The 22,525-nt window shown below is 39.0% G+C and carries 21 protein-coding genes; 6 read left to right on the top strand and 15 right to left on the bottom strand.

The genetic code is table 11. The annotated features are described in order from the left end of the window. The first annotated feature begins 36 nt into the window (after nucleotides 1-36). Nucleotides 37-600: a TetR/AcrR family transcriptional regulator gene (locus FTV50_RS00965; protein ID WP_180023190.1), complete on the top strand. Its 564-nt coding sequence runs from the start codon at nucleotides 37-39 to the stop codon at nucleotides 598-600. On the opposite strand, the gene FTV50_RS00960 is transcribed toward FTV50_RS00965, so the two are convergent. Continuing rightward, nucleotides 582-1,070 (bottom strand): hypothetical protein, encoded by a 489-nt coding sequence (locus tag FTV50_RS00960; RefSeq protein WP_180023189.1) that lies wholly within the window; start codon nucleotides 1,068-1,070, stop codon nucleotides 582-584. The two genes, FTV50_RS00965 and FTV50_RS00960, sit on opposite strands and share 19 nt — an antisense overlap. Nucleotides 1,071-1,505: 435 nt before the next feature. On the opposite strand from FTV50_RS00960, the gene FTV50_RS00955 reads away from it, so the two are divergent. Then, entirely contained in the window at nucleotides 1,506-1,952 is a 447-nt protein-coding gene (locus tag FTV50_RS00955; RefSeq protein ID WP_078191420.1) for a GNAT family N-acetyltransferase, read from the top strand. Nucleotides 1,953-2,095: 143 nt separating this feature from the next. Here the strand turns inward: FTV50_RS00955 and FTV50_RS00950 are convergent, their stop codons facing one another. The 4 genes from FTV50_RS00950 to FTV50_RS00935 form a co-directional block, all read right to left on the bottom strand. Further along, on the bottom strand, nucleotides 2,096-3,892 hold the full coding sequence (locus tag FTV50_RS00950) for a diguanylate cyclase domain-containing protein (protein ID WP_180023258.1): 1,797 nt from the start codon (nucleotides 3,890-3,892) through the stop codon (nucleotides 2,096-2,098). A 187-nt stretch (nucleotides 3,893-4,079) separates the two neighbouring features. Beyond that, entirely contained in the window at nucleotides 4,080-4,418 is a 339-nt protein-coding gene (locus FTV50_RS00945; RefSeq protein ID WP_078191421.1) for an FKBP-type peptidyl-prolyl cis-trans isomerase, read from the bottom strand. A 506-nt stretch (nucleotides 4,419-4,924) separates the two neighbouring features. Beyond that, nucleotides 4,925-5,455 (bottom strand): YaeQ family protein, encoded by a 531-nt coding sequence (locus tag FTV50_RS00940; RefSeq protein ID WP_180023188.1) that lies wholly within the window; start codon nucleotides 5,453-5,455, stop codon nucleotides 4,925-4,927. A gap of 65 nt (nucleotides 5,456-5,520) precedes the next feature. Beyond that, nucleotides 5,521-6,534, bottom strand: a complete 1,014-nt coding sequence (locus tag FTV50_RS00935) for a GTP-binding protein (RefSeq protein WP_180023187.1) — start codon at nucleotides 6,532-6,534, stop codon at nucleotides 5,521-5,523. A gap of 568 nt (nucleotides 6,535-7,102) precedes the next feature. Between FTV50_RS00935 and FTV50_RS00930 the strand changes: the two genes are divergently transcribed. The 3 genes from FTV50_RS00930 to FTV50_RS00920 all read left to right on the top strand — a co-directional run bounded on the left by FTV50_RS00930 (nucleotide 7,103) and on the right by FTV50_RS00920 (nucleotide 10,089). Further along, a complete protein-coding gene (locus FTV50_RS00930; protein ID WP_180023186.1) occupies nucleotides 7,103-7,339 on the top strand; it encodes a hypothetical protein in 237 nt (78 codons plus the stop codon). Nucleotides 7,340-7,682: 343 nt separating this feature from the next. After that, nucleotides 7,683-9,287: a bifunctional 3-(3-hydroxy-phenyl)propionate/3-hydroxycinnamic acid hydroxylase gene (locus tag FTV50_RS00925; protein WP_180023185.1), complete on the top strand. Its 1,605-nt coding sequence runs from the start codon at nucleotides 7,683-7,685 to the stop codon at nucleotides 9,285-9,287. A 121-nt stretch (nucleotides 9,288-9,408) separates the two neighbouring features. After that, a complete protein-coding gene (locus tag FTV50_RS00920) occupies nucleotides 9,409-10,089 on the top strand; it encodes a hypothetical protein (RefSeq protein ID WP_180023184.1) in 681 nt (226 codons plus the stop codon). Nucleotides 10,090-10,264: 175 nt separating this feature from the next. Here the strand turns inward: FTV50_RS00920 and FTV50_RS00915 are convergent, their stop codons facing one another. Continuing rightward, nucleotides 10,265-10,873: a glutathione S-transferase family protein gene (locus FTV50_RS00915; protein ID WP_180023257.1), complete on the bottom strand. Its 609-nt coding sequence runs from the start codon at nucleotides 10,871-10,873 to the stop codon at nucleotides 10,265-10,267. 215 nt (nucleotides 10,874-11,088) lie between these two features. Between FTV50_RS00915 and FTV50_RS00910 the strand changes: the two genes are divergently transcribed. Beyond that, nucleotides 11,089-11,997: a DUF4349 domain-containing protein gene (locus FTV50_RS00910; RefSeq protein ID WP_180023183.1), complete on the top strand. Its 909-nt coding sequence runs from the start codon at nucleotides 11,089-11,091 to the stop codon at nucleotides 11,995-11,997. Nucleotides 11,998-12,117: 120 nt separating this feature from the next. Here FTV50_RS00910 and FTV50_RS00905 read toward each other — a convergent pair whose 3' ends face one another. From FTV50_RS00905 to FTV50_RS00865, 9 genes are all read right to left on the bottom strand, one after another. Beyond that, a complete protein-coding gene (locus FTV50_RS00905; protein ID WP_180023182.1) occupies nucleotides 12,118-13,011 on the bottom strand; it encodes a LysR substrate-binding domain-containing protein in 894 nt (297 codons plus the stop codon). Beyond that, a complete protein-coding gene (locus FTV50_RS00900) occupies nucleotides 13,011-14,216 on the bottom strand; it encodes an MFS transporter (protein WP_078192239.1) in 1,206 nt (401 codons plus the stop codon). The genes FTV50_RS00905 and FTV50_RS00900 overlap by 1 nt, the downstream gene beginning before the upstream one ends. Then, entirely contained in the window at nucleotides 14,213-14,809 is a 597-nt protein-coding gene (locus FTV50_RS00895) for a TetR/AcrR family transcriptional regulator (protein WP_180023181.1), read from the bottom strand. The genes FTV50_RS00900 and FTV50_RS00895 overlap by 4 nt, the downstream gene beginning before the upstream one ends. A gap of 197 nt (nucleotides 14,810-15,006) precedes the next feature. Further along, nucleotides 15,007-15,528, bottom strand: a complete 522-nt coding sequence (locus FTV50_RS00890; protein WP_078192241.1) for an acyl-CoA thioesterase — start codon at nucleotides 15,526-15,528, stop codon at nucleotides 15,007-15,009. Between the two features lie 282 nt (nucleotides 15,529-15,810). Further along, nucleotides 15,811-15,987: a hypothetical protein gene (locus FTV50_RS00885; RefSeq protein ID WP_171263721.1), complete on the bottom strand. Its 177-nt coding sequence runs from the start codon at nucleotides 15,985-15,987 to the stop codon at nucleotides 15,811-15,813. A 385-nt stretch (nucleotides 15,988-16,372) separates the two neighbouring features. Further along, entirely contained in the window at nucleotides 16,373-17,365 is a 993-nt protein-coding gene (locus tag FTV50_RS00880; RefSeq protein ID WP_078192242.1) for a patatin-like phospholipase family protein, read from the bottom strand. A gap of 242 nt (nucleotides 17,366-17,607) precedes the next feature. Continuing rightward, nucleotides 17,608-19,083: a sodium:alanine symporter family protein gene (locus FTV50_RS00875; RefSeq protein ID WP_180023180.1), complete on the bottom strand. Its 1,476-nt coding sequence runs from the start codon at nucleotides 19,081-19,083 to the stop codon at nucleotides 17,608-17,610. Nucleotides 19,084-19,146: 63 nt separating this feature from the next. Continuing rightward, the gene (gene gltS, locus FTV50_RS00870) at nucleotides 19,147-20,388 is read right to left on the bottom strand and encodes a sodium/glutamate symporter (protein ID WP_078192244.1); all 1,242 of its coding nucleotides are present in this window, start codon (nucleotides 20,386-20,388) and stop codon (nucleotides 19,147-19,149) included. A 626-nt stretch (nucleotides 20,389-21,014) separates the two neighbouring features. After that, nucleotides 21,015-22,286: a DcaP family trimeric outer membrane transporter gene (locus FTV50_RS00865; protein WP_180023179.1), complete on the bottom strand. Its 1,272-nt coding sequence runs from the start codon at nucleotides 22,284-22,286 to the stop codon at nucleotides 21,015-21,017. Nucleotides 22,287-22,525 lie beyond the last annotated feature (239 nt).

Genomic DNA, 22,525 nt, shown 5'->3' with positions numbered 1-22,525 from the left:
TACATAGCACATTGAATTATTCGGATAGAGAGATACATGCGTCCACGGAAAAACACCTCAGAATATCTATTGCTACAGTCAGCACACGCCTTTAAACGCTATGGCTATATGGGCTGCAGCATGGGGAAATTGGCTGAAGCCTGTGGACTTTCAAAAGCTGCGTTTTATTATGACTATCCAAATAAAGACGCTTTGCTGATGGAAATTTTAAACCTGACACACGTGAAGTTAAAGCACAGTATTTTTCAGCAATTACAGCGATCCACTGCATCACCTCAACAGACTTACCCGCACATCCATCAACTGGCCATCCAGTTTTTTAGCCAAGGTGGATTAGGTTGTTTAGTCGGGATATTAAGTATGGAACGTCAACATTTGCCTACCGAGATTTTTGCAAAATTACAGTCCATCTTTCAGGAGTGGCAACTCGCCTTTGAAGTGTTTTTTCAGCGATGCATGAGCATCGAACATGCCGCTGAACTTGCCAAAGTCAGCTTGGCGGATTATGAAGGCGCTATTTTAATGGCTCGAATGAGCGATGATTTGAGTTATCTCGATTTAGTCCGAGAACGCATTTTGCTTCAACTTGCGGAGTCTTGATAGCGATATTCAATTTTATGTTCTTCGCCAAAACGGTCGACATGTGTATAAAACTCACCGTATCGGCCTAAATAATACTCGAGCGATTGATTGTAAAAACTCCAATAAATCGACCATTCATTCAGATCTAATTGGCGAATTTGAGTTTTACAATTCACTGGCATGCGACGTAAAAAGACTTCTTGTAACTGCTCGGCTGCCTGTAGCGAATCTAATTTGTATTGTTGTTGAAAGAAAATTTCCGCAATATCATCAAAAAGTTGCTGTTCATATTCATCAACTTCAATGACCTGATCGACTTGGCGTATAGCATCATCATTCGATGCTAAAGAGATACTGTTCGATTTTTTTGGTGCTTGGTAGCGCGTATATTTTTGACGATATTTTTCTGTTTTTAGGATTTTTTTGACCACAATGCCCGCTGCAGACAACGCGATCAGAATACATATCACAATGAGAAAATTAACCATAATAACAACCTACTGCCGATGACGCGCATGCACATCTTGAATCATCGAATATTTTTATGGACTAATATAACGCACAATAACGTTTAAAATTCATACAAAATTATTTTAAAGCTGAAATCTGGCCTATTTTCTTTGCTAATTTATTTCAAACTATTACACCTGTTGAAATCATTGAGTATGTATACATTTCTAAAAAATCTATTATTACTTTAAAAACAGTATAGTTAGATGCATTTATGTGGTTATTTATCCGTATTTAACGATTAATTTATAAATATACATTTGTAAATTTTGCAACAATTTTGAAATAAAAACCCAACCCAACGGCGCAATGGCTGCAAAAAAACATAAAACGCAACAAGAAGCCTCTTTAAGCACAAGGCGATATCTTCTGAAATGACAGGCTGTTGGAGTTTTCTATAAAAAGAAAAAATTATGATACGCGAAGCACAAATTCAGGATATACCCGAAATTATTCACGTGATTCACAACAGCATTCGTTCATGTATCCAGGACCATCAACGTAATGAAAGTGTGATTCAAACTTGGCTTGAGGAGGCAAATCAATCAAATATCTTAATGTGGATGCTTTACAACGACAGTTGGGTCTACGTCAGTGACAATCGAGTGGTCGGCTTTATTTTAGTCAGTGATCAAGGACAAATTTTACTGAACTATATCTGCCCTGAACGTCAGTACCAAGGCATTGGTAAGGCATTATTGTTAAACATGATGCACTGCGTCCGAAAAAAGAATATTACCGAGATCAGTCTAGAAAGTACTCATACAGCACTCGCCTTTTACCAAAAATATGGCTTTGTCGCACATCAGGATTTTGAGCCTGCCGATGTTCCGCTCAAATTGGTCAAACAGCTCTGTTAGTAGAGAGGCAAACCTCATAAAAAGATAGATTTTCAAATAGGATGATTATGATAGGTGAGTTTAAAAAGAGATCAATCTAAATAAGTATTGGCAAAGGATACTAGCGATAGCACCGCAAAGTTTTCGCCGTTTACAACGGAGTATCAAGGCTTAAGTTGATCGCGTCCTGCCTGTTTAGCCATATATAAATAATGGTCTGCATGCTTCATTAAGGCTTCGATACTGTCGAAGTCATTTTGCTTATCCATCCATGCCATGCCCAAACTCAGTGTGACGTAATTTTTGTCATCCCCCCGATTAACATGTTCAAGTTGTTCATTACGCATGGCTTCGAGTACCAATTGCAATTGTTCTTGGGCAATCGCATACGGAACATCATGCATCAATATGGCAAACTCTTCTCCCCCATAGCGAGCCACATAGGCTGAACTTGGCAGGGTATTTTGCATGGTTTTCACGATCTGCTGTAACACCTCATCGCCTTTGAGATGTCCATAGTGGTCATTATAATTTTTAAAATAATCGACATCTAACATGGCAAAGACCAATGTTCGATGACTATGAAAACGGACTTCTGAATATAAACGTTGAATTTCGGCATTCAAAGCACGACGGTTGAATGCCCCCGTTAAGGCATCAATACGAATTTGTAGCTCTAATTTTTTATTCAGCTCATGGAGCTGTAAGGTGCGCTCTTTGACTTTCTGATCGAGTGAACTGTTTAGCTCAAGCAGACTATTATTTAACTGCTCGGTATGCATCGACTGCTGTGCATAGTGATGCGATTGCTGAAACATGATCAACAAGGCATACAAACTGGTTGAAATGAACGATAAATTGACTGAATCAATCAAATTCATCATCAGCAAAAAGTCGTTTAAAAAAGTAATGCACAGGAAAATAACCGCGATTAAATTTAATTTTGAATACGGCTCTTTCTTTTTCAGTGTTAGGTAAAAACCATAAGCAAAATTACTTAGAACAACGATCACATAGGCAAAACTGTAAGTTGCCAAAGGTTGAAAAATTTCAGGCGTCGAAACAAAAGTCACTGAAATATTCAACGACAACAGCAACATCGCGATCTGATAATTTAAGGTAAATAAATAGCGACGACTGAGCAAGTGGATATAACTTAAAAAGAAAATCGATGCCAAATAGGTAAATAAGTATTCTAATCGCGTGCCCCACAACCAATTAATATCGGTAAAAGTTGTATAGGCATAAGGTGCTGAAAATAAATTATGGAGTGCTAAAAAGACAATAAATAAGCCAAACACCAAATTACTTCGGCTATTGCGACCGCGTAAACCTCGAAAGACTGAAAATAGGATCGTAAATAATCCCACACCCAAGACGGCGCCAGACACCATCCCAATACTCATCATTTGTTGTTGGAATTGGCGGTTTACTGTCTTGGCGATACCAATACGCATGGGGTTTTCAAACCCGCCATGCATACTGTTAAAACTTGAAGCCTGAATGGTTAAAGTGAAATATTCATCTTGTGCCACAAAATAGGCAATTCGCGGCGCATTCTCCGTTTTTTGTTCTGCTTCAGTACGCCCAACTTCTCCCAAACGAACGATCACATCACCATTTAAAAATACCCGATATGCACCGTACTGATTTGGAATCAATACCGCGATACGTCGGCCAATAAATTGTTTGGGAATTTGGAAATGCCCAGTGTATGTCCCAAAACCTTTACTGTCCCCTGTAATATCTTTAAATGAAGCAGGCAGATAGACCGTTTGACCGACTAGAACTGAACTCGGAGACGTTAAAAATTGATTTGGATAAAACAACCATTTGCCTTGTAAGAGGCTACTGGTGTCTTCCGTGAAGTAGATTTGGTTAACTTCGTTTTGATGTTTTAAATAAAACGATTTAGGAGCAGTTTCATACTGTGCTTGAGCAGTCGATACAGTGAATGCCAATGTAAAAATAATAAAGGTAAGAACCCAGAACAATCTGGTGCAAGGCAACTGTAAAGACAACGGCTTTGATTCCTGCGTTTATACTCGAGCAATTATTCTAATCTAAGGTAAAAGACAAAAATAACAACTACTATTTTATCAAATTGATCAATAACTTCCATGTCACTGATCTAAAACAGTCGCTGTATTAATCGCGAGTTTTTACATCATACAATTCAATCTCAAAAATAAGATTTGAATTGGCAGGAATTACATTACCCATTTTACGTTCACCATAAGCCAAATGTGATGGCACGATTAACTTACGTTTACCACCGACTTTCATCCCCATGATGCCCTGATCCCATCCTTTAATTACACGACCTGTACCAATCACTGTTTCAAAATAATTACCACGATCCAGTGATGAATCAAATTTAGTACCGTCTTCTAACCAGCCTGTATAGTGTGTTGTAATCAAAGCGCCTTTAACCGCTTCTTTACCTTCACCTACCACTAAGTCAATAATTTCTAATTCCGTGCTCATGCTCTCAACCTCAAATGCCGCAATCTAAATAAAGCACTATTATAAACAGAATCAGTCTGAACATGATGCCCTTGAATGCGTTAGAACTTACCGACTCAAAGTTGAGAACACAATGATTTAGATCAGTATGCAAATAAACATTTACTAGTAAAGCTCACATGTCTTGAAACATTTAGGAGTATTCCGTTATCACTAAGATGCAATGGGAAGAAACGAATAAAAAATTTAAAGCGCTCTAAAAGTTTGAACGTTCATTGAATGAAGAAGTTTAAGCGCTATAAACAACGCTATTTACATAGCTAATAAAGAGGATTCTTCCATTGGCGTTACATAAATTGAGGGCTAGAAATTTTCCCGAATTAAATTTTTATTTTGGTTTTAGATTGACTGAGTTTCAAATCAACTTTTAAATTAACAGAATCGTATTAGCTGAAAAAATAGTTATAGCGACAAGGATGCAAGCCTAAACTCGCATCCATCATCATGAGTTAAATCAAATCATGCGCTTATTGCAATTGTGTCCATTCAATCACCGCTTGAGCTTTATCACCAATCAAAGTCCATTCGCCGTCCATTACGTTTAATTGTAAAGACATGGTTCGTTCGCATAACTCTTGAATGGCAGCTGTACTCGCTTCAGATAATTGCCAAATCTCAACATTCTTCAGTGTTTTCAATTTGCTGTTGCGTTTATACCATTCATCTACTGATGAACCATAAGTAATCACAGCAACTTTTGGGCAACGTGCACTGGCTTTTTTGACTTTGTCTTCGTCAGGACAGCCGACTTCAATCCATTTCACCAACTGACCTGTTAAATCTTTTTCCCACAGCGCTGGTTCGTCTGTTTCGAAAAGATCTTTGGTAAATTCTAAGGCTTCATCTGCATAGCGTGCATATGCCAAGACACGCACCATCAAACGTTCAATCGTTTCAGAAGGATGCAAAGCCATCGTCAATTGATAATCACCATATTGGTGTACATCCATATTGGCAATGTTCAAATCTGCTTTATAAATTGTAGCTTTTAGCGCCATGGTAAAGTCCTCAAATTTGGCGCCTAGCATATAAGATTTAGCAAGCTTTTGCTGCGTTGATTTACTTATTTCTCAGCTTTATCGGCATCGATACGACACTGCATTAAGCGATCTTCAAATTCGAGCCATTCACGTTCAGTTTGGTAAATAATTTCGACACGATTATCGATACTTTCCTCGCTCGACTGATAATTAAACTGATCGGGATTAAAGTTAAAGGTTTTCCACCCTTGGTCTGTCTGAAAAATAGCTTTGATCCGTAGCCAATCTTGCTGCTCACAGAGTAAATCTAACAGCTCAAAAAAGTCGAAGGTCCATCGTTTTGGGAGTTTCCAACCTGCGACACTATAGCCCTGAGCGGATTCAACATAATGATAAGGCAACTGTTTAATTTCTGTGGGTACATCGACCAACGTTTGCTTTTGTATCGCCAATAAGGGCTGAATTTTACGAGGACTTCCCACATAGGCGAGATCAATATTTGCCAATTTTAAATCACCTTTGACGACATTGATCCATTGCTGCTGATACGGTAAATACGTTTGTTTGAGTCGTTCCAAACCAGCTTGATCGGCATCACTCATACAATCGACATGAGACACCACCACGATTTGTGCCACTTTGAGTTGATCGGCATACAGATTTTGCGAAGTCCACTCTTGATCATGTAAGCGTGAGCCATCGACCACGGTCACCAATGCTCGCATCGCTAAATGCGGATGCCAATGTGGCTCGGTCAATTGCTCCAATAGTTGTCCCGGATGCCCTAAACCCGTCGGCTCAATAAACAGTCGGTCGGGTTTCACCTCTGACAATAATCGTGACAACGCAATTTGCATCGGCAGTTGGCTACTACAACATAGACATCCACCCAATAATTCCTTCACCGCAAAGCCCTGATCTTGCGGCAACATCTGTTGATCGACCCCGATTTGCCCAAACTCATTCATCAGTACGGCCCAAGTTTCGCCCGCTGGCTTTTGCTTTAATAACTGCTGTAAAACTGTGGTTTTACCCGCACCTAAAAAGCCAGAAATAATATGAACCGGAATCGCACCGTGGGTAGAAACTAATTTCAAAAGTGAGTCACTCAAATAAATAGCCAATGATTGATGGCCTTTACCATAATGATTTCAAAAAAATGCTGCAAGTCTAGTCCTCATTTCTCTGTCTTCATTTTTCTAAAGCATAGTTCAGCCTAGTATCCGAGGCATTGAATGATGATCTGGCTGTTAAACAGCCTGTTTATTCCATTTGCATGAATGCATGACATATCTGGTCATACTTTATTGGAAAAGTTAACTCTTATATTTAAAAAAATAGCCATATCGAAAAGAATCCTTACATTTGGATTTTAGCGAAATTTCTAGATTCTGCTTATTTACGACATCGATGTAATCATCATGTAAACAATGAATGAATCATGAAGCCGATTTGGTCATTTTTTCTTGCAAAGTTAAATGAAGATTCCGATATTTTTTTACATTTAAAACACAGGATGGACGGTTATGTATTCATCCAGTTAACCAGTCTGTTTCACTTTGTTGCTCGCATTGATCACTCGGTTTTCTCGATTTAGCATGAGCTCTCTCCTGATGGACGTGATGATCTTTTCAGGACTTACTAAAATATATAAGGATGCTCAAAATGAAATTAACTCAAATTTTACTTGCTTCTACTCTAGCTGCTGCAGCTGCAACAAGTTTTGCTGCGAGCAAAGATAAACAAGAAGCGCCTGAACAAGAAAAAGTAGTGGTTAGCACTCAAGAACAGCCAGCGACTGAAACAACTGCTGCTGAAGGTACTGCTGCTGAAGGTACTGCTGCTCAACCTGCTTCAGAAGCAAATGCTGAAGGTTCTGCACCAGCTCAACCTGCTCAGTAATAGACGAATAGCGTACTCCACACGCTAAATTCATTTAGTCTGCTGCTCAACATTTATCCCTCACTAATAAAATGTTGTGCTAAATGAATTAAAGTCGCCGGATCATTGAAAAATGGTTCGGCTTTTTTATGCTCAAAGCCACTGATTGATAGATTTTAATGATCGATAAATCATTCAAAATGATTGATGATTTTCATATAAATAAATATATATCATCCACTTAAAATAAAACCCTGCAAAAAACACGACAATTCGATTCATCGTTTCGACTTATGCCTAGCTTGTTGAAAGTCTCTGTTTAGAACTTAATAGTGGCATATGTGAAGTGATTGGATGTTTACGCATGAGCAATAAAGCAAATTACACAACGGAAGTTGCCATTCTGGGCGCAGGTCCTGTCGGCTTAACCATTGCAAACTACTTAAGTAAGCAAGGCGTCAATGTCACTGTGATTGAACAACTGGACAGCCTGATTGACTACCCACGTGCGATTGGTATTGATGATGAATCATTACGTACCATCCAATCATTAGGTTTAGTGGACCAAGTGTTACCGCATACGACACCGAACCACGCGATGCGTTTCTTAACCCCTAAAGGCCGTTGTTTCGCAGACATTCAACCGCTCACTCGTGAATTTGGTTTCTCACGTCGTAATGCCTTTATTCAACCGCAAGTCGATAATGTACTGCTACAAGGTTTAAAACAGTACGAAACCACAAATGTTTTATTCTCTCGTCAATTGTCTGATTTTAGCCAAGATGCCAATGGTGTAACGCTCAATATTCAAAATAAAGACGGTGAAGCTGAAAAAATTCAAGCGCAGTATTTGATTGCTTGTGATGGTGGTAACTCAGTGGTACGTCGTACCCTCAACATCGGCTTCGATGGTAAAACTGCACCGAACCAATGGATCGTGATCGACATCAATAATGACCCACTTGCAACGCCACACATTTACCTATGCTGTGACCCTGTGCGTCCTTATGTATCTGCTGCTCTTCCACACGGTATTCGTCGTTTCGAATTTATGGTGATGCCTGGGGAGACTCAAGAAGAATTAAGCAAACCTGAAAACATTGCCAAATTATTGTCGAAAGTGCTTCCAACGACCGATGGTATTGAAGTGATTCGTCAGCGTGTTTATACCCACAATGCCCGTATTGCAGATAAATTCCGTGTAGACCGTATTTTACTTGCAGGCGATGCTGCGCACATCATGCCAGTTTGGCAAGGTCAAGGGTATAACAGTGGTATGCGTGATGCGTTCAACCTTGCGTGGAAAGTTGCAATGGTTATACAAGGCAAAGCTGGCCCTGCACTTTTAGATACGTACCAAGTTGAACGTAAAGATCATGCAAAAGCAATGATTGATCTTTCTGTAATGGCGGGTCATGTCCTTGCGCCACCAAAAAAATGGCAAGGTTTCGTGCGTGATGGTATCGCCTATGCACTCAATTACATCAAACCGATCAAACAATATCTATTGGAAATGCGCTTCAAGCCAATGCCGAAGTACAACGATGGTGCATTGATCAATAACGGTGTTAAAGATTCACCTGTGGGTAAAATGTTCATTCAACCACATGTTCAACTTGAATCTGGTGAAAAAGTCCTACTTGATGAAGTCATCGGTAACGACTTTGCAATCATTGCTTGGGGCGTCGATCCAAAATGGGGTCTGTCAGATGCGACCATGAAAAAGTGGCAAAAATTGGGCGTTAAATTTATCCAAGTATTGCCTGCTGTTCAACTTAGCAATGAAAATCGCACCAAGTACGACAATGTGATCACGATTGGTGATATTGGTACCGATATTCGTGGTTGGTTTGGTAAAACCACTGAATCTATTACGATTCTTCGCCCAGACCGTTTTGTTGCAGCGATTGCAATTCCACAAACTTTAGACAGCGTGAGCCAACAATTGTTTGCAAAATTGCATGCTTAATAATCCAAATAGATCTGCAAGAATTAAAAATCACCATGCATAAAGCATGGTGATTTTTTCTATAATCACTATAAACATCGCATGCTATAATCGTTCAATACATAATTATAAGCTTCGCAAAATGCAAAAAAGATTTCAGAAATTATTCATTTATATTTTGTTGGGCTTTATTTTTATCTGTTCACTTATTTTCGTAGAGATACATCATTTTCATGCCAATAGTTGGTTATCTATTTTCGTTTTTTGCCTCTGTTTTCTTATTTCTTTGAATTGCTATTTATTACGCTTAGAAAAAGATGTAAACAAAAACGAAGAATCTAATTTTTTGTCCTTCCATTTATACATTTCATTTTTTTATTCAGTCATTGCCAGCTTTTTTCTCACCACAGTGATTCTTGCTTTATTTGCATTACAAACTCAATATTTTGGTCAAGATAAAAATATCATTCTAAAAGGCCAAGTCTATTCACCTACATTTACACTAGAAAAGAAGCCCTGCCGAGCTCGCCTTAAATTTCCCGAAAGTGGTTGGTCTACCTTCGCGTATCTCTGTCTAGATACCAAGAAACATAAATTTTCTGGTTATTACAAACTCCATTTGAAAACCAGTTTCGCAGGGGCTGCGGTTCAGCATTATTATTGGATTAATGATCAATTAACATATCAGCAGCATCGTGCCTTAGATATGGATCCACAACAAAAAAGACTGCTTGAAATATATGCCAAACTTGAAAGAGATTTAGGCCCACCTCTATCTGATGATGAAGCCCATGATTTTTTAAATAGAACCAACAACGATTGAGTCTATTTAATTTAGCGCAATATATGCCATACATTATCTAGGCAATAATTAAAATCGCTTTAGCATCTTCGTGATTGATATTTAAAACTCTTTCTTTTTAGTTCTCAAAGAAAGAGTTATATGAATAGACATATAGCAACACTACGTTCAGTCATTAATCAAATAAGTATCCAAGTTAAACCGACTGAAACCAATGCACATCTTTTACCGATTCACGTTGCTGAATCTGCTGAATAAAAGGTTTAAATTCCTCTAAATATGGCAATATTTTGAATGAAATGGCATACACCATCCAATAAGCTAAATACAAATCTGCTGCGCTAATTTTATCCCCCAACAGATATGGTTGAGCCTGTGCAAGCCCTGTTTTAATAAAATCTAAAAGTATTTTTTCATTACCAAAACTCAAACTGCCACGTTTCTCATCCATCAACTCTGTGCTAATGCCGACATTTTTCATGTCCATATATTCAGTCAGCGGACCATGACAGAAAAACATCCATTTCAAATATTCACCACGTTTGGGATCATCCAAGGCGGGTGCCAAACCTTTGTCACTGAATGTATCAGCTAAATAACTAAAGATGGCGGCGGTCTCACTAATCACGGCAATACCATCGACCAAGCAGGGAACTTTGCCCATGGGATTAATCTTGAGATATGCCGCTTGGTGCATCTCTTCATATGGCACTTCAATAATCTCAACTTCTGACTCGATGTCTAATTCTTTCAATAAAGGCAGAATAGTATTACTGCGTGAGCGTGGATTGCTGTAGAGTTTCATTGCTGGGTTCATTGTAGATATCCTTATTTTCATCCTTGTTGTTCTGTCTATTACTATACGCGGCTTTATGTAGAATTATGTTGCGTTCATCCGTGCTTTAAACACTTTCCGATACAATACGCCCGACTAATAATTACGCTAAATTTGAATTTATATTTAAAGCAAAAAGTATTTACTCCGACATTCTGATAATCAAACAATTGAGCTCTACATCGATGAAAAATAAATATTTAATTGCCATGTTTACGGTGATTTTAATTTCAGGCTGTTCCAAGAAAACCGAAGAAATGGCAACTGAAGCCAGCGCAGATGCACAACCTGCTCAAGTCAGTACACAGCAAGATCAAGCAGCGGAAAGCACATCCAATGAGCCGTCTACCACGCCTGCAACAACACAAAAACCTGAAACTATTTTAAATGAGCAGGTCAACCCAGCCGAAGCCTCTCGTAAAATGGTTCGAGAAGCCAATGTCAGTTTTGAGTCGAAAGATGTGGTTAAAACGGCCTTAGAAATTGAAAAACTCACGCTAAGTTTAGGTGGCTTTATTGAACAGAAAAATATCGACTTTGTGGTGCAAGAGAGTCAATCCTACCCGATTGCTGACGGCAAAATTAAAATCTTTGAAAAAGTAAATCCGCAAGCGGAAATGATCATTCGTGTGCCAAGTGAAAAAGCTGCACATTTCGTTAATCAACTGTTGCCCCTTATGCATTTTTTGAACCGTCAGCAATATTCGGCAAAACGCTATGAGCTAAAACTACTCGAAGAAAAAATGTCGCAAACACAGGTCGTGCCCGACCATGTTGCAGCAGCACAAATCAATGAAATCTCACGCCTGACTCGCTTAGAAGTTCAAGATCGTGTCCGCTATAGCACGATTTTGATTGGCTTTACTCAACCTGCCACTGTCCGTGAACATATCGATATTAACCTTGATGCTATTGCGCAGTTAAATGGCGATAGTTTCTGGCAAAGAGCGTGGTACGGTATTCAAAAAGGTTGGCAATTTGTGTTGAGCCTGCTGGTTATTCTCATTACGATTTGGCCACTCTATCTGATTATTATTATCGGTTTGATTGCCTACCGTGTGATGAAACCCTATTTACAAAAATGGTTTAAATGAATGAGCTGAACAAGCTCCATTCTTCATTTAATCTATGATTAAAAATACGATAAATAAAAAAATCCCGAAGCGCTTAATTCGGGATTTTTTCATTTAAATCTTAGGGCAATATTTAAAGGCTTAGAAAAAGCCCATATAGAACTGCTCTTTTAATACTTTTAAAATCAACTCGATCGCATCATTTTTACGATCTTTTCGATAGCTCGCATACAGACCAATGGTCGGCAAGGGTTCAACTGTACTTTTAACCAATATTTTATCACCGAGCAATGGAATGACATAAGACGGCACCAAACTCCATCCCACGCCCATACCGACCAAATTGACATTTAACAAAATATTGGTCGAGTGCTGTACCAAGTTCACATTCAGTTTATTTTGCTTAAAGAAATCTTGAATAATTCGGTATAGCTCAGGTGATGAGTGTTCATCGCTAATAATAAAATCCTGATTATTCATGTTTTTAATGCTGATATACCGCTGTTCTGCAACAGGCGAATTTTTCGGTACAATCAGCGCCAAAGGCTCAGTAAAAATCTGAACAGATTCTATATCAGGGCTTTCTTCGACATAACGGGTAAAGGCAATATCAATCTCTCCTTTACGCACTGCACTGATTTGATCGACATCCATTAAACTATGAAAATGAATTTTTAACTCAGGAAACTGAGCTCGAATATTTGGCATGATATAAGGAAAGACCTTCATTTCAGCCACAGGAACAAAGCCGATATTCAGTTGTTCTTTACTGAGCTTCGCAATTTGACGCGCATCTATCATGGCTTTTTCAGCATGCTCTAAACTCAAACGCGCTTCTTTTAAAAAGGCCTGACCTTCTGCAGTCAGTTCAACTTTTCGGTTGGTTCGCATCAATAATTGCACCCCAACTTCCTGTTCTAGGTCTTTAATTTGCTGACTTAAAGAAGGTTGCACAGTACACATTCGCTGCGCAGCCTTGGTAAAATTTAGCTCTTCGGCAACCGCAACAAAATATCGTAGATGTCGTAATTCCATTATTCAGCTCCTAAAGCACTGCGTTTGAATTGGTTTGCCACGAATAGACGATACATCCACGTAGTGAACAGTACCATCACCGCACAAAATAAATAGGTTGCCTGAAATCCAAAGTATGCAATCAGCACACCCATAATGACCGAACCGACAGCAAGGCCAATATCAAACAAGGCAAAAAAGGTGGATATCGCATGTCCCATTCGGGCTTTTTCTACCGTTTGAATCGCGACCGTTTGCAGGCATGGGAACACTGAACCGTAGCCGATGCCCATAAAAACTGCCGATATCCAAAGCACCCATTGATTCGTGAGAAAACTCACAACCACCAAACCAATGGCAAAGCAAATAAATGATGGATAGATGACTGCACTCGGGCCTTTACGATCATAGACTTTGCCAACCCAAGGACGGACGAGCAACATCGACACAGCAAAGACAATAAAAAAGATACTGGTATAAGCGAGTAAATGCTTCAACTCTGCATAAGCGGTGATAAAACTCATCACACTCGAATATGCAAATGCGGTCAGCAATGCCACAAAACTGATGGCAAGTACCCGTGTTTCTATCACATCACGCCATTGGATGGCTGCGGATTGGCTCGCTTGATCACTTGATTTATGCTGTACGTGTTCTTGTATTTGAACTAACCACGTAAAAATATAGCCCACTGCAACCAATAAGGCTAATACTGCAAATAAGGTACTAAAACTGCTGAATTGAATCATACTCAGCGCTAAAAATGGCCCGATCACCACGCCTAAGTTGGTCGACATGACAAAGTAGCCCATGCCTTCGCCCTTTCGATGATCTGGGATGTAATCATTTACGATGGGAACATTGACCGTGGTTAATATACTGAACCAAAAACCATGTAAAAAACGAATGACTAGCAACGACCACATGCTGTCAATCCACAAATAACTCAGCGCAAAAACGACAAAAATAAAGCCTGAAATACGTACAGAATTGGCTTTACCAAAACGCTCAATGATCATGCCGGAAAAGGGACGAATCGCAATGGATGAAACCAAAAATAGCGTCAAAGCCATACCCGCTTGCTGAATCGAACCACCCAATTCTTTCATAATATAAATGGGCAATATGGTCAGCAGCGCAAAGTAATAGCTAAATAAAAACAAGTTATTACACAGACAAAAAACAAAAGACTTGTTCCATAACGATGCCTGATGTTGAGTAGTCATGAGGTCATTTCCTCGCTGCTAGGCGTGGCTTGGGACTGCGTAAAAATCGGGTTTAGCGCCAACTGCACCAGTCGCTTGATATAGTCTTCATCTGGCTGAGTGTTAAAGAAAATGATCTGATAATGAATCGGGCCGTACAACATATCCAACATGAGTTCGAAAGGATAATTCGCGCGAATTTCTCCTCGTTGAATGGCCAATTGGATCAGCTCACGTGTGGCTTCTCGTCGAGGTAATAAATACTGTTTAAAAAACTCACCCGCTGCTTCACGATGCTCCGCCAATACAACCAGCAATGCTCGACCCACGTGCTGATTTAAAGCCCGTGATAGTTTGAGCAATTGTTGATTTAGATTGAACTCTAAACTTTGTGATAAATCGAGTTCAAACACCGACGCGGTGTGCGCTTTAAAAGCATCGAAAACCAGATCGGACTTATGCTTCCACCAACGGTAAATCGTCGATTTTCCCACGCCTGCACGAGCCGCAATATCTTCAATGGTCATGCTTCGATAATCACTTTCCGCTAAAGCATCTGTGACTGCCTGTAAGATACATTGCTTACGCCGAGAAGTTTTTTCAGTTTCACTCATAATTTAAAAACGAAACGCTACGTATCGTTTTATATTAAACAGTATTGGACTGAATGACTATCTTTAACTGAGCTTCGAAGAATAAACTTTAGTCGCACACTCGGAACTCAAATCTCAACTGCACTCTCCAGACGAATTTCAGAATACAAAAAAAGATCGCCTAAGCGATCTTTTCAAATATTCAGCCACCAAAGTGATTAGCTTTGTGTCGACTTTTTATAAATACTGCAAGAAGGATGATGATTTTCCTGTAAACGTGCCACTTTACGTTGTTCCGCAGCTTCGAAACGACAACGTTTCCAGTCATTATCTAGATTCAATGCTGGAATTTGTTTCGGCTTACCTTGATCATCAACAGCGACCATTGTGAAATAGCAACTATTGGTATGACGTACTGTACGTTTTTGAATGTTCTGCGCTTCAACACGAATACCAATTTCCATTGAAGTACGACCAACATGGTTCACACTTGCAAGGAAAGTCACTAACTCACCCACGTGAATTGGTTCTTTAAAATTCACTTTATCGACTGATAGTGTCACCACGTAGCTACCAGAATAGCGACTTGCACAAGCATACGCGACTTGGTCTAACAATTTTAGAATCGTTCCACCATGCACATTACCCGAAAAATTCGCCATGTCAGGAGTCATTAAAACTGACATCGATAATTCTGACTGGTCGTCTAGTGCATTCGCAATTTGATCTAATGGGGACATCTTGTTTCTCTAGACTCGTGATATAACAATGATTAATGTGATTATTATATAGATTTTAATCCAAATTAAATGTTCAAATCGGCAAAAAAACCATCATTATTATTTATAGTGATCATACCATCATTCAGTAAAATATATATCGATAACGATATACACCCGATAAACAAGTATTTATCGCGCTATCTATCAGCTTTTTTTAATCCAAGCTATGCTGTGTTTTATATTTAAAACATATTCATTAAAACGCGTTGTTCATCGATTCAACATAGCGCGGCATTAAACTTAATCTTCTAAGACTTTTAACATCTCGAAAGATACGTTGTCATAGCTGGTTTTTTGTCCACCATCATTGGTACTTTCTAGCGTGTAAGAATTATCTACATGTACATGAGTGACAATAAATACGTTATCTTCCATCATCGCAAGCTTTACTTTTTGTCCTACATCAAGCGTTTTCATCTACAGCCACCTTTAAAATATTTATTGGTTTTAAGTATTAATAACCTGATGATATTCTAAACACTTCAACAGTATTGGTAAACGTAAGCACATGAATAAAAAGCTAATATAGGTATATACTCTTAAAACCTACGTAAAACCAATTAATATGATTTTTTTAATTAATTTCAAATAATTAACTGTATATTTTCGTATTATTACGATTTTTATATTTGGCAAATCTTTTGATTAAGACCTAAAACCAATCAACATCCAAGATATTAATGATTACTAGATACTATTGAGCATGGGAAAAGCTGAGAGCAAAAATTAAAATGCTTTGCTGAAATAAAAATGCACCCTGCTAGGTGAACAGGATGCATTTAAATTTGCGAATCGTATCAGCCTAGTCTTTGGCTGCTAAATAAGGAATATGATGTCCCTTGCTATATTGATGTTCAGCATAAACACGAGAAATCTCTCCAAGTTTTTCTAAAGTTGCCTCTTCACCTGCAAGCATCGTCGCTTCACGACCTTTTACATCAAATATATGTGCTTTTTCACGTAAATCAGGTTGAATCACAATGTCTGCTCGCTTCAGCTCTTCTTGAGCTAAACGATTTTGCATAATATTGATATTTTGGTTAAACAAGCCCCAAACATTCGACGTTTCGGTATGAATCGGTCGTGCCAAAATATCCACCGCAATAATAATATCTGCCCCTAAATCGCGTGCAACGTCCACAGGAACTGGACTGACCAAGCCACCATCGACATATTCAGTGTCTTCAATAATCGTTGGAATAAACATGCTCGGAATCGACACCGAAGCACGAACGGCCTGTCCCGTATTACCATAGTTGAACACGACTTTTTTGCCATCCTTTAACTCGGTTGCCACCACATACATTGGGGTTTTTAGCAACTCTAAAGGCACATCATCAACTTGCTCATTGATATAATCTTCAACTTTTTTACCGTCAAAAAACCCTTTTTTGTCCAAACGTATTTCTCGAACATCATTGGCTTTCATATTTAAGGCGATATCTCTTAACTCATTGGCACTTTTACCTGAAGCATAGATTGAACCCACAATGCTACCCGCACTGGTTCCAACAATAAAATCTGGGTGTATTCCCTGCTGTTCAAGTATCTGAATGGCGCCTATGTGAGCATAACCACGTGCCCCACCACTCCCTAAAACCAAAGCAACAATCGGACGCTTTTCCTGCTTTTTCACTTTTTTAAAGTCAATGCGGTTATTCGCCACTTGAGCAGGTGCTGCTGTATAAGTTCGAATTTGTGTGGATATTTCAGCGCTGACCTTTTTTGAGCCCACACTTTGACAACCTACAAGGCTGATTGCGAATGCAGTCATCAAAACAGTTATGCTTTTCATTGAGAGATATTCCAAATGCAACTCGAGATTTGAAGAGAAAAAGTAGTCTAATCAGTCCACATTCACGTCACTGTTATTATTCGTTAATGCCTCTGACCGATGCACATTATATTGACATACAACCTAGAAAGTCATTGGCTGTCAAAATTTCAGTGTCTAGCAGAATTTCCACATCAAGATCCAAAACATTGTCTAGCAAAAAAAGCCCCGATAACGGAGCTTTTTAAAGTTAATTTTTGACTTTACCAAATATCGGAATTAACGCGATCCTTATATTTTGGATGTTCATCCATCTTAAATACTGGCTCTTTTACACCCCGTTTTAACTGTGAGGTGTAGTCTTTCATCAGCATCAATAAGAATGGAGTCAGCAATAAAATCGCAAAGAGGTTAATACTCGCCATCACGCCCATGAAGAGATCCGCTAAGTTCCAAATCAGTGGCACACTCATGATTGAGCCAAAGTACACCATCATGAGGACGACTACGCGGAATATAAACATGACCTTAGGATTGTTATTGATAAACTGCACATTACCTTCAGCATAAGCATAGTTACCGATTACTGAAGAATAAGCGAATAAGAACAAGATTATGGCAAGGAAGTCATCTCCCCATGCGCCAATCTGGCTTTCAAGCGCCATTTGCGTCAAAGCAACACCCTCAAAGCCTGCATTTTCATACAAGCCAGATGCCAAAATAATGATCGCCGTACAGGTACACACCACAAATGTATCGACAAAGACACCGAGCATCTGAACCAGGCCTTGATTGACCGGGTGTTTAACATCTGATGCTGCCGCAGCATTCGGAGCAGAACCCATACCCGCTTCGTTTGAGAATAATCCACGCTTAATGCCTTGCATCATCGCCATAGAAACCATAGCACCGAAGAAACCACCAGCCGCAGCATCAAACTCAAATGCTTTGCTGAATATTAACTGGAAAATATCTGGGAGAATCGCAAAGTTAGCAAAAGCGATATAGAGCGCGACTGCCAAATAAAGTAATGCCATAAATGGAACAAAACGTTCTGCCACTTTTGCAATACGCTTAATACCACCAAAAATAATCAGCGCTGTTATAAAGACAAGGAATAACCCTACCCATGAAATTTCAAAACTAAAACTGCCCAAACTCAATACTAGATTGGCTTTATCCCAACCCCAAGCATGTGAAGTTGCACCCGTAATCGCATTGGCTTGTACTGCATTAAACACAAAGCCATAGGTTGAAATCAGCGCAATGGCAAAAACCACACCCAACCACTTTTGCTTTAAGCCTTGCGTGATGTAATACGCTGGACCACCACGGAATTGCTGATTTTGCGTATCACGCACTTTAAAGAGCTGTGCAAGTGAAGACTCCACAAATGCAGAACTCATCCCTAAAAATGCGGTAAACCACATCCAAAACACTGCACCCGGCCCACCAATTGCAATCGCAATTGCAACACCTGCGACATTACCCACACCGACACGACTTGCCAGTCCAGTCACAAAGGCTTGGAATGGTGTAATACCATGATCATCATCGCCTTCTTTACGGCTAGATTTCATCACTTTAATACTATGAAAAAATAGACGAATCTGAACTGCACCAGTGATTAAGGTATAAAAAATACCAACAGCAACCAAGAAGACAACAAGGAAATCCCAAAGCGGATCATTAAAAACTTTGACCCAGCTCATCAGGGTTTCGTTTAATTGTTCATTCATATTCAACCCTAGTTTTAAATGGTCAAAAGTATAAAAGGCTCTTTTTTGAAGAGCCTTTCTAAATTAAGCAAAGAATTTAAGAATTAATTGAATAACTGTTGCGTTAATCAAATCAACAAAAAATGCGCCACATAAAGGAACGATTAGGAAAGCCTTATGAGATGGACCATACATATTGGTAATGGCTTGCATATTTGCAACTGCGGTAGGTGTTGCCCCCATACCAAAACCACAATGACCCGCCGCTAAAACCGCAGCATCATAATTTTTGCCCATTACACGGAAAGTGATAAACGCAGCATATAGTGCCATTGTTAATGTTTGGGCTCCCAAAATCACAACTAATGGTCCTGCAAGATCTGATAGCTGCCATAGTTTCAACGATAATAGTGCCATTGCTAAGTACAGTGATAATGAAGCATTACCAAATACATCAATTGCACGATCAAATATTTGTACGCGGAAAATACCTTCTAATACATTACGTAAAATGACACCACCAGCTAAAGCCCATACAAATGTCGGTAATTCAAACATCGTACCTTTACTGAAAGCCGTCATAAAATCAGCAAATGCTAAACAGCCAGCAAATAAGCCCAAAGTCGTAATTGCATTATCTGCGGTAATTAAACGAACACGATGTGGATATTCAAAAGGTACATATTCTGTTGAATTAATATCAGCTAGTGGTGTGTTATCACTACGCTCAATTTGCTCATTCGTGCGCGGAGTTGCTAGGTGATAACGATTAATTAGCAACTTAGCTAATGGGCCACCAATAATACCACCAATGATTAAACCAAAAGTTGCACTTGCCATACCTAAAGCTAATGCACCTTGTATACCGTGTTCAACTTCAAGAATTTCACCCCATGCACCAGCTGTACCATGACCACCTGTCAACGTAATTGAACCTGCAATCAAACCAATCAGTGGATCAATACCCAATAAAGTGGCAAGACTGATACCAACGACATCCTGCACAACAATGAAAGAAGCAACGGCTACCAGAAAAATAACAAGACCAATTCCGCCTTCTTTCAATTTGGCAAAGTTTGCGCTTAAACCAATGGATGCGAAGAAAATCAGCATAAAACTGGTTTGTAATTCACTACTCGTAGTAATGCTATAACCCCAAATGCTATGTACAACCAATGAAATTATTGCAGCAACCAAACCGCCAGCTACGGGCTCAGGAATATTGTAACGCCTCAAAAAACTGATTTTATTTACCAGAAAACGTCCTAATAAAAGAACGATCACCGCCGCAATTAAGGTATAAAATGCGTTAAAGCTAAATTCCATAATAATTTGTCCAAAATGGTTAGAATATTTATTAGTCCAATTAATAGAAATTAGTAGCGTTTATTAATTAAAATACAATTCCAATTTGTAAATTTAACCAATAAATCAGGCTACCAGCTATTCATTGCCAATCATAAATATTCATCATCTGATTCAAATATGTATGCCTGAGTTAAAAGAAGTGAAAACTCAATTCGACAAAACAAATCCATAAAAGCAGTTCATGCTTACTAAACCAACACTTACTACAATATTCACATCATAGATGAAATACATAAAATCAAATGCTGATTAGAAAAGTCGCACATTATGCGTGGAGAACAGAGAAATTTCATTAATTTTAATTACAAAAAGTTTTATTTGCTATAATTTAAAGTTATATCTGTTTGTTTTTACTAAAATGTATTCGCATTTTTTATCTATATAAAATATTAAAGATTTGAACATGATGCCATGTAGGACGTAGTTAAATGAATGCTTTAACCAGTACGACATCATGACTCAGGTGATTTAGTGATTCCATCTGCTTAGTGCTATGGGTTAATTTGCGTTGAAAAATCTCCTGTTTCAAAAAAAAGCCTGAACTGAGTCAGGCTTTTTTGATCGATTCTTTTCGATGATTTAGCTTAGAAGCTATATTTAGCCATTAAGCCCACGCGGTCATCGTTATAAGATTCACCCGCAAAGTTTTTGCGTTTACCGTTCACATATTCCAAGCCAAGTTCAACTGGTTTTACAGGTGCGTAAATAAAGTTAATCCAAGCTTGCTGTGCTTCTTCGTTTGCATTTGAGTTAGATGCATCTTTCGCATACGCGCTGCCATCATCCGCAAATAGCGCACCGTAAGCTAAAGTCGAACGTAGTTTTTCATTAAACTTATAAGTTGCACCCACTTGTACAGCAGTGAATTTGTTTTGCTCGATGTTGCCATCTACCACAGAGTAAGCCGAGTTAGAACCATATAAATAGTTGCTGTTGCCTTCTGTATACGAAACATCACCATTCAATTTCAATTGATCAGTCACTGCATAAGATGCACCCGCTGCTACACCCCAAGCTGTTTCTGTATCATCCGCAGTTTTAGATTTGTAGTTTTCAACCAATGCACGAGCTGAAGCGGTACCTTTCCCTGCAGCAAAACCTTGAGTCACTTTGGCAGTTAAGTTTGGAAGGCGATACGTCGGATCTGCAGCAACAGTCCCTTTACTATCCCCTTCTTCCGCAGAAACAAATAATTGAGTATCTGGAGCTAACTTGTAGTTATAACGAACTTGAGGAATACGTGTAGTACCACCACCCAAGTTTGTATTGAAATCAATCATTTCTGGTGCATGGCTAGATAAGAAGTTTGATGTGGTCTGACCAAATAACCAGTTGTTAAAGGTTAAATAACCATGACGTAGACGAATAGTTTCGCCACTTCCATTGAAATCGACCTCGATTTTACCGCCCACTTTATTATCACCACCGACAGGTGCTGTAAAATCTAAACCAAAACGTGTGGTTTTTGCAGTTGCGCGAAGTTTATCTCGTGCTTCTTCTTTAGACGTATGTACGTTGTTGAAGTCGTTATCCGCACCTTCAATAATATAGTTCGCATCACCACGAACAAAACCGTAAAGACTTACATCTGCACCTGTTTTAGATTTTAAGCTTGCTGCTGGAGTAGCTGGTTGCGGTGGTGGTGCAACAGGACGCGCTTTAACTTGCTGAATCTCTGTTTGTTGCTGTTGTTGAACTTGCTGCTGCGCTTTAATCAAACTTTTCAGTTCTGCAACTTCTGCACGTAATTGTTCAATTTCAGAAGTATTGCTGCCTGCATGAGCCATTGACACCGTTGCCAAACTCATGGCAACAACAAGGGTTTTCATTGGGTGGAATACAGTTTGAGTTTTCATCCTAAGCTCTCTATTGTCCTGTCATTGTTGTATACCCTAAATCCGGGTGCTTTGTTATTCAGCTATTTGAGCGGACAAATTTCATGCTGCATATCCGTGCTTTAGTCGCATTAAAGCCTTAACTTGTAGCCCCCAATAACGAAATACTTGAAAGCAAAAAGCAAGAAACCTGAATCCATTACTGAAAATAGACTGAAATATTTAGTTAAAATTCGGACTTAGCTGATTCAGATGGCAAA

This window comes from Acinetobacter sp. YH1901134 (assembly GCF_013416965.1).
Classification (GTDB): domain Bacteria; phylum Pseudomonadota; class Gammaproteobacteria; order Pseudomonadales; family Moraxellaceae; genus Acinetobacter; species Acinetobacter amyesii.
This window is presented reverse-complemented; position numbering and strand designations above follow the sequence as displayed.

What these genes read in the sequence shown, in the direction of transcription:
- FTV50_RS00965 (WP_180023190.1), top strand. Translation starts at nt 37, where the DNA reads ATGCGTCCACGGAAAAACACCTCAGAATATCTATTGCTACAGTCAGCA.
- FTV50_RS00960 (WP_180023189.1), bottom strand. Translation starts at nt 1,070, where the DNA reads ATGGTTAATTTTCTCATTGTGATATGTATTCTGATCGCGTTGTCTGCA.
- FTV50_RS00955 (WP_078191420.1), top strand. Translation starts at nt 1,506, where the DNA reads ATGATACGCGAAGCACAAATTCAGGATATACCCGAAATTATTCACGTG.
- FTV50_RS00945 (WP_078191421.1), bottom strand. Translation starts at nt 4,418, where the DNA reads ATGAGCACGGAATTAGAAATTATTGACTTAGTGGTAGGTGAAGGTAAA.
- FTV50_RS00940 (WP_180023188.1), bottom strand. Translation starts at nt 5,455, where the DNA reads ATGGCGCTAAAAGCTACAATTTATAAAGCAGATTTGAACATTGCCAAT.
- FTV50_RS00930 (WP_180023186.1), top strand. Translation starts at nt 7,103, where the DNA reads ATGAAATTAACTCAAATTTTACTTGCTTCTACTCTAGCTGCTGCAGCT.
- FTV50_RS00925 (WP_180023185.1), top strand. Translation starts at nt 7,683, where the DNA reads ATGAGCAATAAAGCAAATTACACAACGGAAGTTGCCATTCTGGGCGCA.
- FTV50_RS00920 (WP_180023184.1), top strand. Translation starts at nt 9,409, where the DNA reads ATGCAAAAAAGATTTCAGAAATTATTCATTTATATTTTGTTGGGCTTT.
- FTV50_RS00915 (WP_180023257.1), bottom strand. Translation starts at nt 10,873, where the DNA reads ATGAAACTCTACAGCAATCCACGCTCACGCAGTAATACTATTCTGCCT.
- FTV50_RS00910 (WP_180023183.1), top strand. Translation starts at nt 11,089, where the DNA reads ATGAAAAATAAATATTTAATTGCCATGTTTACGGTGATTTTAATTTCA.
- FTV50_RS00905 (WP_180023182.1), bottom strand. Translation starts at nt 13,011, where the DNA reads ATGGAATTACGACATCTACGATATTTTGTTGCGGTTGCCGAAGAGCTA.
- FTV50_RS00900 (WP_078192239.1), bottom strand. Translation starts at nt 14,216, where the DNA reads ATGACTACTCAACATCAGGCATCGTTATGGAACAAGTCTTTTGTTTTT.
- FTV50_RS00895 (WP_180023181.1), bottom strand. Translation starts at nt 14,809, where the DNA reads ATGAGTGAAACTGAAAAAACTTCTCGGCGTAAGCAATGTATCTTACAG.
- FTV50_RS00890 (WP_078192241.1), bottom strand. Translation starts at nt 15,528, where the DNA reads ATGTCCCCATTAGATCAAATTGCGAATGCACTAGACGACCAGTCAGAA.
- FTV50_RS00885 (WP_171263721.1), bottom strand. Translation starts at nt 15,987, where the DNA reads ATGAAAACGCTTGATGTAGGACAAAAAGTAAAGCTTGCGATGATGGAA.
- FTV50_RS00880 (WP_078192242.1), bottom strand. Translation starts at nt 17,365, where the DNA reads ATGAAAAGCATAACTGTTTTGATGACTGCATTCGCAATCAGCCTTGTA.
- FTV50_RS00875 (WP_180023180.1), bottom strand. Translation starts at nt 19,083, where the DNA reads ATGAATGAACAATTAAACGAAACCCTGATGAGCTGGGTCAAAGTTTTT.
- gltS (WP_078192244.1), bottom strand. Translation starts at nt 20,388, where the DNA reads ATGGAATTTAGCTTTAACGCATTTTATACCTTAATTGCGGCGGTGATC.
- FTV50_RS00865 (WP_180023179.1), bottom strand. Translation starts at nt 22,286, where the DNA reads ATGAAAACTCAAACTGTATTCCACCCAATGAAAACCCTTGTTGTTGCC.